15 protein-coding genes are annotated in these 14494 nt (G+C 68.7%); 10 read left to right on the top strand and 5 right to left on the bottom strand.

What is annotated here, in order from left to right:
* Window positions 1-69 precede the first annotated feature (69 nt).
* The 6 genes from J3A72_RS01190 to J3A72_RS01165 all read left to right on the top strand — a co-directional run bounded on the left by J3A72_RS01190 (window position 70) and on the right by J3A72_RS01165 (window position 6473).
* The gene (locus J3A72_RS01190; RefSeq protein WP_005411860.1) at window positions 70-384 is read left to right on the top strand and encodes a hypothetical protein; all 315 of its coding nucleotides are present in this window, start codon (window positions 70-72) and stop codon (window positions 382-384) included.
* Between the two features lie 103 nt (window positions 385-487).
* On the top strand, window positions 488-2533 hold the full coding sequence (locus J3A72_RS01185) for a TonB-dependent receptor (protein ID WP_075075899.1): 2046 nt from the start codon (window positions 488-490) through the stop codon (window positions 2531-2533).
* 115 nt (window positions 2534-2648) lie between these two features.
* Window positions 2649-3710, top strand: a complete 1062-nt coding sequence (locus J3A72_RS01180; protein WP_032959394.1) for an ATP-binding protein — start codon at window positions 2649-2651, stop codon at window positions 3708-3710.
* On the top strand, window positions 3703-5151 hold the full coding sequence (ntrC, locus tag J3A72_RS01175; RefSeq protein WP_014645497.1) for a nitrogen regulation protein NR(I): 1449 nt from the start codon (window positions 3703-3705) through the stop codon (window positions 5149-5151). The genes J3A72_RS01180 and ntrC overlap by 8 nt, the downstream gene beginning before the upstream one ends.
* A 93-nt stretch (window positions 5152-5244) precedes the next feature.
* Complete coding sequence (locus J3A72_RS01170) at window positions 5245-5814, top strand: superoxide dismutase family protein (protein WP_075075898.1); 570 nt, start codon at window positions 5245-5247, stop codon at window positions 5812-5814.
* Between the two features lie 32 nt (window positions 5815-5846).
* The gene (locus tag J3A72_RS01165; protein WP_049420293.1) at window positions 5847-6473 is read left to right on the top strand and encodes a superoxide dismutase family protein; all 627 of its coding nucleotides are present in this window, start codon (window positions 5847-5849) and stop codon (window positions 6471-6473) included.
* Between the two features lie 111 nt (window positions 6474-6584).
* On the opposite strand, the gene J3A72_RS01160 is transcribed toward J3A72_RS01165, so the two are convergent.
* Entirely contained in the window at window positions 6585-6881 is a 297-nt protein-coding gene (locus J3A72_RS01160) for a hypothetical protein (protein WP_209571760.1), read from the bottom strand.
* 442 nt (window positions 6882-7323) lie between these two features.
* Window positions 7324-8211, bottom strand: coding sequence for a hypothetical protein (locus tag J3A72_RS01155; RefSeq protein WP_041862938.1), 888 nt, complete (start codon window positions 8209-8211; stop codon window positions 7324-7326).
* Between the two features lie 93 nt (window positions 8212-8304).
* Here J3A72_RS01155 and J3A72_RS01150 point away from each other — a divergent pair, with 93 nt between their 5' ends.
* Window positions 8305-9600, top strand: coding sequence for an acetyl-CoA C-acetyltransferase (locus tag J3A72_RS01150; protein ID WP_111206060.1), 1296 nt, complete (start codon window positions 8305-8307; stop codon window positions 9598-9600).
* Window positions 9601-9827: 227 nt separating this feature from the next.
* Here J3A72_RS01150 and J3A72_RS01145 read toward each other — a convergent pair whose 3' ends face one another.
* The 3 genes from J3A72_RS01145 to J3A72_RS01135 all read right to left on the bottom strand — a co-directional run bounded on the left by J3A72_RS01145 (window position 9828) and on the right by J3A72_RS01135 (window position 13022).
* Complete coding sequence (locus tag J3A72_RS01145; protein ID WP_046427835.1) at window positions 9828-11123, bottom strand: heme biosynthesis HemY N-terminal domain-containing protein; 1296 nt, start codon at window positions 11121-11123, stop codon at window positions 9828-9830.
* A 6-nt stretch (window positions 11124-11129) separates the two neighbouring features.
* Window positions 11130-12107: a uroporphyrinogen-III C-methyltransferase gene (locus J3A72_RS01140; protein ID WP_075076519.1), complete on the bottom strand. Its 978-nt coding sequence runs from the start codon at window positions 12105-12107 to the stop codon at window positions 11130-11132.
* Between the two features lie 105 nt (window positions 12108-12212).
* The gene (locus J3A72_RS01135; protein WP_075076520.1) at window positions 12213-13022 is read right to left on the bottom strand and encodes a uroporphyrinogen-III synthase; all 810 of its coding nucleotides are present in this window, start codon (window positions 13020-13022) and stop codon (window positions 12213-12215) included.
* A 35-nt stretch (window positions 13023-13057) separates the two neighbouring features.
* Between J3A72_RS01135 and J3A72_RS01130 the strand changes: the two genes are divergently transcribed.
* Genes J3A72_RS01130 through J3A72_RS01120 form a run of 3 tightly spaced genes read left to right on the top strand, consistent with a single transcriptional unit; the run spans window position 13058 to window position 14478 of the window.
* Complete coding sequence (locus tag J3A72_RS01130; protein ID WP_005407593.1) at window positions 13058-13525, top strand: YiiD C-terminal domain-containing protein; 468 nt, start codon at window positions 13058-13060, stop codon at window positions 13523-13525.
* A gap of 32 nt (window positions 13526-13557) precedes the next feature.
* The gene (locus J3A72_RS01125) at window positions 13558-13983 is read left to right on the top strand and encodes a hypothetical protein (protein WP_014035526.1); all 426 of its coding nucleotides are present in this window, start codon (window positions 13558-13560) and stop codon (window positions 13981-13983) included.
* A gap of 57 nt (window positions 13984-14040) precedes the next feature.
* Window positions 14041-14478, top strand: a complete 438-nt coding sequence (locus J3A72_RS01120; RefSeq protein WP_014645505.1) for a rhodanese-like domain-containing protein — start codon at window positions 14041-14043, stop codon at window positions 14476-14478.
* Window positions 14479-14494 lie beyond the last annotated feature (16 nt).

The raw sequence follows: 14494 nt of genomic DNA, 5'->3' as shown, positions 1-14494 counted from the left end.
TGGCCCCGGATGCCTGATAATGGCGCCATTCCGAACTTTCCGGCCGCGCCTGCGGCCAGGACCCCTGCAATGACCTACGCAAAGCACAACGCAAAACCCGGCGCGAAATCCGCCGCAAAGAAGTACTACAAGCACTGGGCCGAATCGGGCCTGGGCAAGGGCAACGTGCTGATGGAAGCGCGCGGCGACAAGATCGTGCGGCAGGTGGAAATCTACGGCACCAAGATGGTCTGGGCCGACGAGCACGCCCACAGCGATGACCGTTTCCTGCTGGCCGACCAGCCGGTGTCGTTCCTGGATTTCGACGAGGACGACGAGATCTCCGCGCGTGAATTCGAAGCCGCCTGGAAGAAGGCACGGGAAGCCACCGGCTACCCGGTGTAATCCCCCCGGCTCCCGCCCTTGTAGCGCCGAGCCTTGCTCGACGCTGCAAAAGCGGGCACGTGAAATGTTATATGATTACATTTCACCGTAACCGCCCCTTCCCATGAAGACTCCCACCCTTGTGGCCGCCTTGGCGGCCGCACCGTTCGCCCCTGAAGCTCTCGCACAGTCCGCCGATGCCGCGCTCACCCTCGGCAAGGTGCAGGTGCACCAGCACGGCGAAGGCCAGCTCAGTGCGCACCAGGTGCTGACTTCGGTGGACGTGCTCGGCGCGGACCAGATCGAAAACCGCAACGTCTCGCACAGCTGGGAACTGCTCGGGCAGATGCCCGGCATCCAGCTCACCGAAACCCGGCAGGGTGCCGAATCGGGCAAGGTCAGCTTCCGCGCCTTCAACGGCGAGGGCTACCTCAATGCCATCAAGACCCTCATCGACGGCATCCCCAGCAACGTCAACAGCGGCAACCAGCGCTTCATCGACATGCTGTTCCCGCTGGACATCAGCTACATCGAAGTGGTGCGTGGTACCAACGATCCGCGCTATGGCCTGCACAACATCGGCGGCAACGTGAACTTCGGTACGCGCCAGGGCGGCAGCTACACCGATGCGCGCCTGGCCTACGGCAGCTACAACACCCGTGATGCGCAGCTGGCGATTGGCCGCGAAGCCAATGGCTTCGCGCAGAACTACTTTGTCGGCACCCAGGCCAGCGATGGTTATCGCGACCACGACACCTCCAGGAAGTACTCGCTGGGCGGCAAGTGGTTCTTCGGCACGCTGGACGAAGGGCTGCGCGTGGGCCTGACCGCGCGCGCCTATCACCATGAAGCCGACGAACCGGGCTTCATGACCGCTGAGGAACTGCGCACGCACCGCCGTGGCAGCGAGCTGCGCAACGGCAACGACGGCGATGACCGCGACATGCGCCAGATCGCCGCGCACGTCGACCTGAAGCTGTCCGACGCACTCACCTTCGGCACGCGGCTCTACTACAACCGCTATGAAGACGACCGCCGCGTGACCTTCAGCGACCTGCCCACCGGCAACCTGCCGCGCCAGCGCCGCGTGTGGGATGAACGCCAGACTGGCCTGCTCAGCACGCTGACCTGGCAGGCCAGCTCCACGCTTACTGTCGAGGGCGGCCTGAACTACGAGCAGCAGGACAACGGCTATATCCGCGAGCGCTATGCCTACGCCGAACCGACCGATTACAGCCAGCCGCCGGCGCGCGTGCAGAACGACGACCGCCACAGCTTCGACAACTGGGGCGCCTACGTGCAGGCGATCTACCAGCCCGCCGAGGCGTGGAAGATCGTGCCGGCCTATCGTATCGATCGCTTCAGTGGCAGCACGCACCTGATGAACGGCATCACCGCCCGGCTGCAGGATTACGGCAGCATCGGCCAGCCCAAGCTGAGCATCATCCACAGCCTGGGCCAGACCACCCACGTCTACGCCAACTGGGGCCGCACCTTCCAGGTGCTGACCGGGTCCACCGCACCGGCCTACCTCACCCCGGGGCAGGTGCCGATGCAGCCGTCCACCAATACGGGCATGGAGCTGGGCCTGAAGTTCCAGCCGTTCCAGGGCGCCCAGGCGCGCCTGGCGGTGTGGCAGCAGGACGCGGAAAACGAGGTATCCAACATGCCTGCCACCGGCACCACGGTCACCCTGGGCAAGACCCGCCGGCGCGGCGTGGATGCGCAGTTGAGCCTGCAACTGGGCGATGACTGGACGGTATGGGCGTCGCACGCCTACCAGGAAGCGAAGATCACCCGCGACGACCGCGATGCCGGCATTTCCCTGCACGGCCGCGAAGTGGCCGCCACCCCGCGCCACATCAGCAATCTGGGTGTGGACTACCGCGCCAGCGACGCGCTGCGCCTCGGCCTGCAGGCACGCGCGCAGGGCGACTACTACCTTGAGGAGCGCAACGTGGCCGGCAAGTTCGGTGGCTTCGCCGTGCTCGACCTCAGTGCTGCCTATCAGCTCACCCCGCGTTTCAGCGTGGACCTGCAACTGAAGAACGTCACCGGCCGCGAGTACGCCTACGCCTGGTACGACAGCTTCTTCTGGGACAGCGCCCGCCCGATGTTCTCGCCGGCGCCGGGCCGCAGCGTGTTCGTTGGCCTCAACATGAAGCTGTAACCGGCCCTGCATCTGGTAGTGGTCGAGCTTGCTCGACCTGCAGCAGGGGTCAGAGCCCTTTCCGCCAGGAAAGGGCTCTGACCCCGAACCCCGCGTTTTGCACTACATTGGTGCAATGTCCGACCCCGCACCCCCGCCGTCCCTTGATGCCCTGGGCACGCCGCTGGCCTGGGCCGGGGCCGATGGCTGCATTGCCGGCTGCAATCCGGCCTTCGCCCGCTGGCTGGGCGTCAGCGTCCGGCGCCTGCTGGGTCGGCCATTGGCCGCACTGGAAGTGCAGGGCGAGGCACTTGCCCATTTCCTGGCCCGCGATGAGCGCGACAGCCTGCGCCTGAACCGGCTGGCGCTGGCGGTGCCCGGCGAGGCGCCGCGCTTCGCCGAGGGCTGGATGAGCCGCCGCGACGATGGTGGCTGGCTGCTGGAGGCGCATCCGGTCGATGAATTCCCCGGGCTGGACCCAACCCAGGCGCTGCCCAGCGCGCTCAGCGCGGCGCTGAAGGGCCTGGCCCACGAGCTGCGCAACCCGCTGGCCGGGCTGAAGGGCGCGGCCCAGCTGCTGGCCCGCCGCGCGGCGCAGCGCGACGCCAGCGAACGTGAGCTGATCGAACTGATCGGCTCGGAGATCGAGCGCCTCAACGGCCTTCTCGACCAGCTGCTGTCGCCGGCCCCGGCCGCGCCGCATGCGGAACTGAACATCCATGCCGCGCTGGAACGTGTGCTGCGCCTGGCCGAGAACGAGGCCGGCTGGGCGGTACGCCTGCAGCGCGACTACGACCCCAGCATTCCCGAATTCCACGGCGACGCCGACCGCCTCACCCAGGCGGTGTGGAACCTGGTGCGCAACGCGATCCAGGCCGGTGCCGGCAGCATCACCCTGCGCACCCGCGTGGAGCATGGGGTGCGCATCGCCGAGCAGTTGCACACGTTGGCCTTGCGCCTGGAAATCGCCGACGACGGCCGTGGCGTGCCCGAGGAGCTGGCCGAACACCTGTTCCTGCCGCTGGTCAGTGGCCGTGCCGAAGGCACCGGGCTGGGCCTGGCACTGGCCCAGCAGGTCGCGCGCGAGCATCGCGGCACGCTCACCTACCGTTCGCGTCCGGGCCATACCGTGTTCACCCTGCTGTTGCCGATCGGCAACGGCGCCGCTCCTGCCGAGGAGGCCCCGCGCGATGTCTGAGTCCCCCACCACCGCACAGCGCATCTGGGTGGTCGACGATGATCGTGCGGTGCGCTTCGTACTGTGCACCGCGCTGCGCGAGGCGGGGTACCAGGTCGTTGATTTCGACAGTGCCGCTCCCGCCCTGCAGGCGTTGAGCGCGGGCCCGCCACCGGCGCTGCTGTTCACCGATGTGCGCATGCCCGGCGACGATGGCCTGGTACTGCTGGACAAGCTCAAGGCCGCGTTGCCGCAGCTGCCGGTGGTGGTGATGTCGGCCTATACCGATGTCGCCAGCACCGCCGGTGCGTTCCGCGGGGGCGCGCATGAATTCCTGTCCAAGCCGTTCGACCTGGACGATGCCGTGGCGCTGGCGCAGCGTGTGCTGCCGGCCGTGGCGCCCGCGCTGGCCGCCCCCAGCCCCGCCGCCGAAACGCCCGGCGACCAGCCGCCGCAACTGGTGGGCGATACCCCCCCGATGCGTGCGCTGTTCCGCGCCATCGGTCGCCTGGCGCAGGCACCGCTGGCGGTGCTGATCACCGGCGAGACCGGCACCGGCAAGGAGCTGGTGGCCAATGCGCTGCACCGCGAATCGCCGCGTGCGCAGGGCCCGTTCGTCGCGCTCAATACCGCCGCGATCCCGGCCGAACTGCTGGAGAGCGAGCTGTTCGGCCACGAAGCTGGCGCCTTCACCGGTGCGCAGCGCCGTCATGTCGGCCGCTTCGAGCAGGCCAACGGCGGCACGCTGTTCCTGGATGAGATCGGCGACATGCCGTTGCCGCTGCAGACCCGCCTGCTGCGTGTGCTGGCGCAGGGTGAGTTCTTCCGCGTCGGTGGCCGCGAGCTGATCCGCGTCGATGTGCGCGTGGTGGCCGCCACCCACCAGGATCTGGAAGGCCTGGTCGCGCAGGGCAAGTTCCGCGCCGATCTGCTGCATCGCCTGGACGTGGTGCGCCTGCAGTTGCCGCCGCTGCGCGAGCGCCGCGAGGACATCGCGCAACTGGCCAGCACGTTCCTGGCCGCCGCCGCACGCAGGCTGGATACGCCGCCGAAGCGCCTCACCGCCGCGGCTCTGCAGGCGCTGCGCGAACACGACTGGCCGGGCAACGTGCGCGAACTGGAGAACGTGTGCTGGCGGATGGCCGCGCTGGCCGCCGCCGACACCATCGGCGTGGCCGATGTCGATACCGCGCTGAACCGCGCGCGTGGCCGCCGCAACAGCGCCAGCGCAGCCGATCCGGGCCAATGGGAAGCGCTGCTGGCCGAATGGGCGCGCCGTCAGCTGGCCGAAGGCGTGGAAGGGCTGCACGCGCAGGTGCGCGAGCGGGTCGACCATGCCCTGCTGGAGGCAGCGTTGCAGATCACCCACGGTCGCCGCGCCGAAGCCGCTGCCCGCCTCGGCCTCGGCCGCAATACCCTTACCCGCAAGCTGGGCGCCGGGCGCCGTCGCGGGGGCCATTGAACGGTCCCTGCACGCGATCCTCGCGCCCGCTTGCCGAACCGTTGATCGTTCATGGACGATGCAATGCTTAGTGTCACCTGCAAGGAGTCTTCGATGCGTCTGTCCTTTGCCATCCTGCCGTTGTCCGCCGCCGTGCTGCTGTCTGCCTGTGGCAGCGCGCCGAAGAAGGCCGAGCCCACCCCGCCGCCGCCCACCGTGGTCAGCGCAGCGAAGCAGGGTGAAGCTAATCTGTCGCCGGCCTCGGCCAGCATCGTCAGTGGCCGCATCGCACTGATGGTGGAGCCCGGCGGTATCCACGTCACCGGCCTGATCGGTGGCCTGCAGCCGATGCAGCAGGCCGGTTTCCACATCCACGAGCGCGGCGACTGCAGCGCGGTGGATGCCAGCAGTGCCGGCAACCACTTCAACCCCGGTGGCGCCGCGCATGGCCGCGCCGGCACCGGCAAGCACCACCTGGGCGACATGGACAACCTGCGTGCCGATGCCCAGGGCCGCGCCAACGTCGATATCCACCTCAAGGGCGTTACCCTTGGCGGAGGCGCCGCCACCGATATCGCCGGACGTGCACTGGTCGTGCATGCCAACGCCGACGACTATCGCAGCCAGCCCGCCGGCAATGCCGGCGTCCGCATCGCCTGTGGCGTGATCCGGGTCGTCCGCTGATCACTGCAGGCAACATCCAGGGAGAGATTCCAATGCGTCTGATCCACACTTCGCTGTTTGCGGCCATCGCCGCGCTGGGCCTGGCGGCCTGCGGCCAGCAGCCGGCCGCTCCGCAGACGGAAACCCCGCCGGCCGCCCCGGCCGAGGGCGCCACCACCGAACCGGCCGCAACGCCAGCCCCGGCGGCTGCACCGGCTGCCGATGCCTCGGCCACCGCCGAACTGGCACCGACCCAGGGCAACGAAACCAAGGGCAGCGTCACCTTCAAGGTGGTCGACGGCAAGGTCCACGTGACCGGCCAGATCACTGGCCTGAAGCCGGGCAGCGAGCACGGCTTCCACATCCACGAGAAGGGCGACTGCAGCGCGCCGGACGGCATGAGCGCCGGCGGCCACTTCAACCCGGGCAAGCAGGATCACGGCAACGTCGCCACCGATCCGCACCACGGCGGCGACATGCCCAACATCAAGGCCGACGACAAGGGCGTGGCCACCATCGACGGCCCGGTGTCGAGCAATGTCAACATCGGCAAGGGTGATGACTTCGACATCATCGGCCGCGGCCTGATCGTCCACGCCGATGCGGACGACTACAAGACCCAGCCGACCGGCAACGCCGGCGCACGCCTGGCGTGTGCGGTGATCCAGAAGGCCCCGTAAGAATCAAGGAACGCCGGCGCAAGCCGGCGTTCTTCATTATCGGTAGTGCCGGCCGCTGGCCGGCAATCGCAGATCCGGACGTTGCCGGCCAGCGGCCGGCACTACCCGTCTTCAGCGCGCCAGCAGTTCGCGCGCGTCCTGCCCGGCCTCGCAGTGCACGAACAGCACTGCGGCCCTTTCTGCTGGAAACGGAAAACGCCGGCGCAAGCCGGCGTTCTTCTTTATCAGTAGTGCCGGCCGCTGGCCGGCAATCGCAGATCCGGACGTTGCCGGCCAGCGGCCGGCACTACCCGTCTTCAGCGCGCCAGCAGTTCGTGCGCGTCCTGGCCGGCACTCGCAGTGCACGAACAGCACTGCGGCCATTTCTGCTGGAGACGGAAAACGCCGGCGCAAGCCGGCGTTCTTCATTATCGGTAGTGCCGGCCGCTGGCCGGCAATCGCAGATCCGGACGTTGCCGGCCAGCGGCCGGCACTACCCGTCTTCAGCGCGCCAGCAGCTCGCGCGCGTCCTGCCCGGCCTCGCAGTGCACGAACAGCACTGCGCCACTTCTGCTGGAAACGGGAAACACCCGCGCAAGCCGGCGTTTTTCATTATCGGTAGTGCCGGCCGCTGGCCGGCAATCGCAGATCCGGACGTTGCCGGCCAGCGGCCGGCACTACCCGTCTTCAGCGCGCCAGCAGTTCGCGCGCGTCCTGCCCGGCCTCGCAGTGCACGAACAGCACTGCGCCACTTCTGCTGGAAACGGGAAACACCGGCGCAAGCCGGCGTTCTTCATTATCGGTAGTGCCGGCCGCTGGCCGGCAATCGCAGATCCGGACGTTGCCGGCCAGCGGCCGGCACTACCCGTCTTCAGCGCGCCAGCAGCTCGCGCGCGTCCTGGCCGGCCTCGCAGTGCACGAACAGCACCGGCACGCCGTGCGCTTCCAGCACCGCGGCCATCTGCCGCTGGCGCATCAGGAACTGCTCGTAGATGCCCTGCAGGCGGTCGCAATCGTTCTTGCTGTGGTTGTAGTACGCGCACCAACCCGCCGGATCGAACAGCGCCATGCGTGCCTCGCCATGGGTATAGCGCAGCAGCGGCTCGGGCGCGGCATTGAGCCACTCGTCTTCGCCCGGCGCCATGATCGCGGTCTCGATCAGCGGCCACAGCGCCGCCAAGCCCTGGTTGTCGTACTGCATCGACATCATCGCGGCCAGGTCGTTCACGGTGAAATAGCGCGCGTGTTCGATGCGGGCACCGAAGCTGTTCTGTGCCATCAACGCGGTGTCGGCATGCGCCATGCCGTTGGCCAGCAGTGTTTCTTCCAGCGCATTGGCCACCGCGTTGGTGGTGGCCACGTCGCTGCCGGTCAGCAGGAACGGCACCACGCGCAGGCCGCCCCCCACCAGGGTCGCATCGGCCTGGAACGGCAGCGGCACATCGCCTGCGGCATCGGTGCCGAAGGCCAGCAGGCGCGGGCCCTGGTTGCGGCCCGGGGCACGCATCTGCAGTTCTTCCAGGCGGCGATGGATCGGCCAGCCCGGGCGCAGTACTTCGGCCGGGTCGAAATGGGCGGCCGCGAACACCAGGTCCAGCTCGGCCACCTGCGGCACCAGCTTGGAAAGGTCACGGCCGACGCGTTCGGCCAGTTCACCGGCCTGTTCAGCGCTGAGCACCGCCTGGCGGGGGATTTCGCCGCCGGCCAGTTCCAGGGCCAGCACGCCAAGGGCATTCATCGCGGGGTCGGGTTTGCTCATGGTTCCACGGTTGGCCCATCACAGGGCGGCAGCTACACTTGGCTCCATTATGCCTGCTCCGCCGTGCAGGCCATGTTGCAGACACCCTCATCCATGCCAGGTATCTCCATGCCCAACGCTCGTCCCGTCGCCATCCTCGGTGGCGTCCGCATTCCGTTCTGCCGCCAGAACACCGCGTATTCGGATGTCGGCAACCTCGGCATGTCGGTCCGTACGCTGGGCGCGCTGGTCGAACGGTTCGGCCTGCACGGCCAGCAACTGGGTGAAGTGGCGATGGGTGCGGTGATCAAGCACTCCAGCGACTGGAACCTGGGCCGTGAAGCCACGCTGTCCTCCGGCCTGTCGCCGCTGACCCCGGGCATCACCCTGCAGCGCGCCTGCGGCACCTCGCTGGACAGCATCATCACTGTCGCCAACAAGATCGCGCTGGGCCAGATCGAATCGGGCATCGGCGGCGGTTCGGACACCACCTCCGACGTGCCGATCGTCTACGGCAAGAAGCTGCGCGCGCGCCTGCTGGCCGCCAACCGCGCCAAGAGCACTGGCGACAAGATCCGCGCGCTCACTTCCGGCTTCAAGTTCTCCGAGCTCAAGCCCGAGTTCCCGGGCGTGGCCGAGCCGCGCACCGGCAAGAGCATGGGCGACCACTGCGAGGACATGGCCAAGGAATGGAACATCTCGCGCGACTCGCAGGATGAGTGGGCGGTGTCCTCGCACAAGAAGCTGGCCGCCGCCTATGAGCGTGGCTTCTTCAACGACCTGATCGCACCGTTCCGTGGCGTCGAGCGTGACAACATCCTGCGCCCGGATACCTCGCTGGAAAAGCTGGCCACGCTGAAGCCGGCGTTCGACAAGGTCTCCGGCCGCGGCACGCTGACCGCCGCCAATTCCACCCCGCTGACCGACGGTGCCGCTGCGGTACTGCTGGCCAGCGAAGAGTGGGCGCGCGCGCACGGCCATGAGCCGCAGGCCTACCTGCGCGACGCGCATGTCTCTGCGGTGGACTTCGTGCATGGCGAAGGCCTGCTGATGGCGCCGACCATCGCGGTGCCGGAGATGCTCAAGCGTAATGGCCTGACCCTGCAGGACTTCGACATCTACGAGATCCACGAAGCCTTCGCCGCGCAGGTGCTGTGCACCCTGCGTGCGTGGGAGAGCGAGGATTACTGCCGCAACCGCCTGGGGCTGGACGCACCGCTGGGCCGCATCGACCCGGACAAGATCAACCTGCTGGGTTCGTCGCTGGCCACCGGTCATCCGTTCGCCGCCACCGGCGCCCGCGTCATCGCCACCGCCGCCAAGCAGCTGGCCGAACGCGGCGGTGGTCGCGCGCTGGTGTCGATCTGCACCGCCGGCGGCATGGGCGTGGTGGCGATCGTCGAACGCTGATCGCTGCGACCGCGCGCCAACCAAGGTTGGCGACTACCAGAAATGCGTGCTGGATCTGCTGTGGTAGATGCCGACCTTGGTCGGCCGTGAAACGGCATCGCTCGGAAGAGGCCACGCGCCAACCAGGGTTGGCGACTACCAGGTCCCGCAGATGAAAACGCCGCCCATTGGGCGGCGTTTTTTGCTCCTGTGGGTGCCGACCGTTGGTCGGCCCGCTTCAGCAGCGGTCACGGCAACCGCGGATTACCGAATTCGTCGCGCTCTTCGTTGGCGTCATACACCGGCGGCTGCACCGCGAGCGGCTGTTCTTCCACCGTGGCACGCAGTGGCGTCTCGCCGCCGCGCACCAGCGCCACGCTGTCCTCGCCGCGCTGCAGGCGCAGCGCATTGGCCAGGCACTGCGCGGCCAGCGCGTGTTCGCCACGCTGGGCGAACAGTTCACCCAGCGCTTCCCACGCCGGTGCACCGGCGCCCGCGGCGATGGCCTCGTGCAGGAACGCATCGGCGGCCTCCCACTGCTGCTGGGCCAGGGCCACGCGGCCCTGCGCCAGGCGCAACGCGGCCGAGCCGTCATGCACGTTGCGCCAACGTGCGAGGTTGGCCTGGCGGGTAGCCAGGCGCTCGGCCGGCAGACGGCCATACAGCGCCACCAGTTCGTCATCCCAGCGCTGGTCCAGCGCCTGTTCCAGCGCCAGCAGCGCCGGCTCGTCCCAGTCCAGCGCCACCGCGCGGCTGGCATAGGCGCCAACCACGTCCGGAGTCGGTCGCAGTGCCTTCGGCGTGGCTTCCCACTGCGCGGCCAGCGCGTTGACGTCGGCCGCTTCCAGCAGCGCCTGCGCAGCCAGGCGTGCTTCCAGTTCACTATTGGCCTCGGCCGGCAGCACCTTGCTCTGGCGCAGTGCACCCAGCTGGCCATACGCCTCGTGGGCGCGGCCGGCCTGTGCCAGTGCCTCGGTGCGCAGCCACAGGCCGCGTGGCGGCAGCGGCTGGATCGCCGCTACGTCCAATGCGTTGATCGCATCCACCGGCAGATCGCGCGCCAGCAGCTGTTCGGCGCGCAGCAGCGCCTGCAGGGTGGCATCACTTTCGCCCAGGCGCTGCAGCAGCGCCTCGCCAGCCGGGCCGTCGGCACGTGCCTGCGCGCTGCGCACGGCGTTGGCCAGTGCCACCGCGCTCACTTCCGGATCCTTGGCGGCACCGTCCAGCAGTTTCTCGGCACGCTGCCACTGGCCGTGCTCATAGGCCTGCAGGCCGTCGATCAGGCGCACCCGGCCCTGTTTGCGGCGGTAGCGGCCCCAGGCGCGGAACGGTGCGGCGATCAGGCTCCACAGCAGCCATAGCACCAGCACCGCGATCACTGCCAGCAGCGCCACCTTCGGCAGGTTGCTGTGGTAGTCGTAGCCGCCGTAGCGCAGGGTCACTTCGCCGAAGCGGTTCAGGTCATCGGCGCCGAGCCATTGCGCAGCGACCACGCCGATGGCCACGGCCAGCAACAGCACGACCAGGGATTGCAGGGGTTTCATGCGGGCTTACCTCCGGTCGGTCTGGGTGCGCAGTTGTTGCAGGGTGCTGCCAAGGACAGCGTCGTTGGCCTGCAGCGGCAGTTCGCGCAAGGCCTTCAGTTCAGCACGTTGCGCGCGCAGGGCTGGTGAATCCGGCCAGCGCCGCTGTGCCCAGTGCTCCACGCGGTCCAATGCGGTATTGCGCCCCGCGCGGTCGCCGCGCTCGATTGCCGCACGTGCCAATGTCAGTTCCAGCTGCAGCGCGTCGTCGGCATTGCGCTGTTCGGCGGCGGTCAGCGGGCCGTTCTGGCGGCTCGGGGTGATGTCCACGAACGGCGCCAGAGCTGCCTGCCACCAGGGTTTGGCGGTGCTGCTGCCGGTCGTGCCGGTGATCTGCGAAGGCAGGCCCTGCAGTGCCCTGCCCACAGCATCCAGGCGCTGCAGCGACTGCACGCGGGGGCCGCTGCCGAGCGCATCCAGTGCCTCGCGCTCCTGCACCAGCGCCTGGCGCAGGTTCAGGCCATCACTGTCGGGCAGTTCGGCCAGTGCCGTCGCGGCCTGGGCGTACAACCGGCGTGCGCCTTCCACATCGTCGGCGTAGTTCAGGCGCTGCGCGGCCTGGGTCAGCAGCAGTTCGGCCTCATCGCGCTGTACCGCCTGGCGGCCCTGGTTGGTGCTGTCGGCCAGCTTGGCCAGGTTCTCTTCCAGCAATGCGCTGCGCTGGGAAAGGCCCAGCATCTCGTCGCGCAGCACGCGGTTGGTGGCGGCCGCGTCCTGCAGGCGCTGGCTGGTCGCGCGCTGGTCACGACGCAGCGCATCCAGCGTGGCCTCCAGGCCCTTCAGCTGGACAGCCGTGGTCTGTGCCTGCGCTGCCTGTTCGTTCTGTTGCTGTTGCCAGACGTACCAGCCGGCATAGCCGCCCACGCCGAGCACGACCACACCGGCCAGCGGCAGCAGCCAGCGCACGGGTCGACGGGGCGGGGAAACGGGCGGAGTGTCGTTCATCGGGCTTCCTTGTCGGCAACGTCGCCGGTCGGGGGGCCGGCAGGCCGCGTTGTGCACAGCATCACTGTTGCCGACGACAGCGGCAAGCGTGACCCACGTCCCTGTTCAGGTCGCTGCCGGGACGGTGAGCGTGGCGTGTGCGGCCGCCACCAGCTGCGCGCTGGTGGGGCCTGCCGCGCGCACGACATGCTGCAGGCCCAGTGCCCGGGCCTGTTCGCCGAGGCGATCACTGGCCACCACGGCAGTCGCGTGCGCCTGCAGGCGCTGCTGCAAGGGCGGCGGAAGCTGCTGCCAGAAATGCTGCAGCGCTTCGCCACTGCTCACCGCCAGCATCCACGGCTGCGCTGAATGCGCCAATCGGGCCAGCGCACGGGGCGGCAGGTGCAGAAGGCGACGCTGGTAGATGTCGGCACGTTCGATTGTGGCGCCGGCCGCCTGCAGCTGCGCGGCAATCAGGCCACGCCCGCCGGGCGCGGTCACCAGGCCGATGCGCAGGCCCTGTACGTCAGCCAGCACCGGCAGCGCCAGCAGGCCTTCACTGTCCATCCGCTGCGGCGCATGCACCTCGGTGATGCCGTGTGCCCGCAATGCGCGCGCGGTGCCTTCGCCGACGGTCAGCCACGGGCTGCGCTGCGCCTCGGCCAGCGGCAGCAGGGTGGCGGCCGCGGTCACGGCGGCCGGGCTGGTGAACACCACCCGATCACAGTTCAGCGCGCGTTGCAGCTGGCGCAGCACGGGCGTGCCGTTCAGGCGCTGCAGGCGCCAGGGTGGCAGGGCCAGGACATGCCCGCCCAGCCCAGCAACGGCGCGGCGCAGCGCCACATTCTGGCCCTGCGGGCGCAACGAGATCAGGGTCCAGCGCGCGCCGGAACGGGTGGCGCCAGTGGGTATCGTATGGTCGGCCATTGCCTGCATTATGCGGGCCCTTCGTTGTCGTGGTCGCTGCTCCGATGTCTGTTGATGCCCTGACTTCCTCGTTGGCCGCCCTGCAGGACGTGCTGGACTGCATGCCGGCGGTGCGCGCCATGCAGATCCAGCTCGACGGCTATGCCGATGGCGTGCTGCGCATCACCGCGCCGCTGGCCGCCAACGTCAACGACAAGGGCAACGCCTTCGGTGGCAGCCTGGCCTCGGTGCTGACCCTGTCCGGCTGGGCGCTGGTCAGCCTGCGCCTGCGCCTGGCCGGCCACGATGCCGAGGTCTACGTGGCCGACAGCAACCTGCGCTACCTGGCCCCGGTCTACGAAGACCTGCACGCCCACGCCGAAGCGGCCGAGGCCACCGGCTGGGATGCCTTCCTGAACACCTTCCGGCAGCGCCGCAAGGCCCGCATCAGCATCATCGCCACCCAGCCCGGCGCCGATGGCAAGCCCGCCGCCGAATTCAGCGGTCGCTTCGTTGCCTTCGCCAAAGGGTAGGATGGCAGGCTGACGTTCTGGGGAAACCACTGATGCGCCGCCTGATCCAGTTCCTGATCTGTTCCCTGCTGCTGGCCAGTGCCGTGGCCTCGGCCGACGACCTCAGCCGCAAGCAGCGCAAGCTGCTGGAAGAGACCCAGATCGCCTACGGGGCGACCATCCGCTGGGGCAGCATGGACGATGCCATCGGCTACCTCGACCCCAAGCTGCGCAAGGAAAAGCCGCCCACCGAGTTCGAGCTCAACCGTTACGCGCAGCTGCGCGTGTCGTCCTACCGCGAACGCAGCAGTGCCTCACTGGACGGGGGACTGGTCGAGCGGCGGGTCGAAATCGGGGTGATCAACCAGAACACCCAGGCCGAGCGCACGGTGGTCGTGGTCGAGCGCTGGCGCTGGGACCCGGAAGCCAAGCGCTGGTGGCAGACCGCCGGCCTGCCGGACCTGTGGAAGGGGCAGTGACGGGCCGCGTCCGGCTTGTGCGACAATCGGCGCCCGCTTAATCGACCCGTGACCTGAGTGAATTACGAAGAGTTGCTGGCCTTTGCAGGCCGAAACCCGATGCTGTCCGCGGCCCTGGTCGGCCTGACCGTGGCCATCATCGTCACCGAGATCCGCCGCCTGTTCCGGGGCTTCAAGGGCATCAAGCCCGCCGAACTGACCCAGCTGATCAACGCGGGCGGCACGGTGGTGGTCGACCTGTCGGCCAGCGGTGACTTCGAGAAGGGCCACATTGCCGGCAGCCGCAACGCCCAGGCCAGTGCCTTCGGCCCGGACCACAAGCTGGTGGCCAACGCCAAGCAGTCGCCGGTGGTGCTGGTGTGCCGCAGCGGCAACGCCTCGGAAACCGCCGCCAAGGCGCTGAAGAAGGCCGGCTTCGAAAAGGTCTACGTGCTCGACGGCGGCATTCCCGCCTGGCAGCAGGCCGAGCTGCCGCTGGTCAAGGGCCGCAACTGATTGCCGCAGGTGGCGG

The sequence above is a fragment of the Stenotrophomonas sp. PvP093 genome (genome assembly GCF_017876915.1).
Classification (GTDB): domain Bacteria; phylum Pseudomonadota; class Gammaproteobacteria; order Xanthomonadales; family Xanthomonadaceae; genus Stenotrophomonas; species Stenotrophomonas muris.
This window is presented reverse-complemented; position numbering and strand designations above follow the sequence as displayed.

Coding starts and splice junctions, on each gene's coding strand:
- J3A72_RS01125 (WP_014035526.1), top strand. CDS start 13,558: ATGCGCCGCCTGATCCAGTTCCTGATCTGTTCCCTGCTGCTGGCCAGT.
- J3A72_RS01180 (WP_032959394.1), top strand. CDS start 2,649: ATGTCCGACCCCGCACCCCCGCCGTCCCTTGATGCCCTGGGCACGCCG.
- J3A72_RS01130 (WP_005407593.1), top strand. CDS start 13,058: ATGTCTGTTGATGCCCTGACTTCCTCGTTGGCCGCCCTGCAGGACGTG.
- J3A72_RS01185 (WP_075075899.1), top strand. CDS start 488: ATGAAGACTCCCACCCTTGTGGCCGCCTTGGCGGCCGCACCGTTCGCC.
- J3A72_RS01155 (WP_041862938.1), bottom strand. CDS start 8,211: ATGAGCAAACCCGACCCCGCGATGAATGCCCTTGGCGTGCTGGCCCTG.
- J3A72_RS01135 (WP_075076520.1), bottom strand. CDS start 13,022: ATGCAGGCAATGGCCGACCATACGATACCCACTGGCGCCACCCGTTCC.
- J3A72_RS01190 (WP_005411860.1), top strand. CDS start 70: ATGACCTACGCAAAGCACAACGCAAAACCCGGCGCGAAATCCGCCGCA.
- J3A72_RS01145 (WP_046427835.1), bottom strand. CDS start 11,123: ATGAAACCCCTGCAATCCCTGGTCGTGCTGTTGCTGGCCGTGGCCATC.
- J3A72_RS01165 (WP_049420293.1), top strand. CDS start 5,847: ATGCGTCTGATCCACACTTCGCTGTTTGCGGCCATCGCCGCGCTGGGC.
- J3A72_RS01170 (WP_075075898.1), top strand. CDS start 5,245: ATGCGTCTGTCCTTTGCCATCCTGCCGTTGTCCGCCGCCGTGCTGCTG.
- J3A72_RS01160 (WP_209571760.1), bottom strand. CDS start 6,881: ATGAAGAACGCCGGCTTGCGCCGGCGTTTTCCGTCTCCAGCAGAAATG.
- ntrC (WP_014645497.1), top strand. CDS start 3,703: ATGTCTGAGTCCCCCACCACCGCACAGCGCATCTGGGTGGTCGACGAT.
- J3A72_RS01140 (WP_075076519.1), bottom strand. CDS start 12,107: ATGAACGACACTCCGCCCGTTTCCCCGCCCCGTCGACCCGTGCGCTGG.
- J3A72_RS01150 (WP_111206060.1), top strand. CDS start 8,305: ATGCCAGGTATCTCCATGCCCAACGCTCGTCCCGTCGCCATCCTCGGT.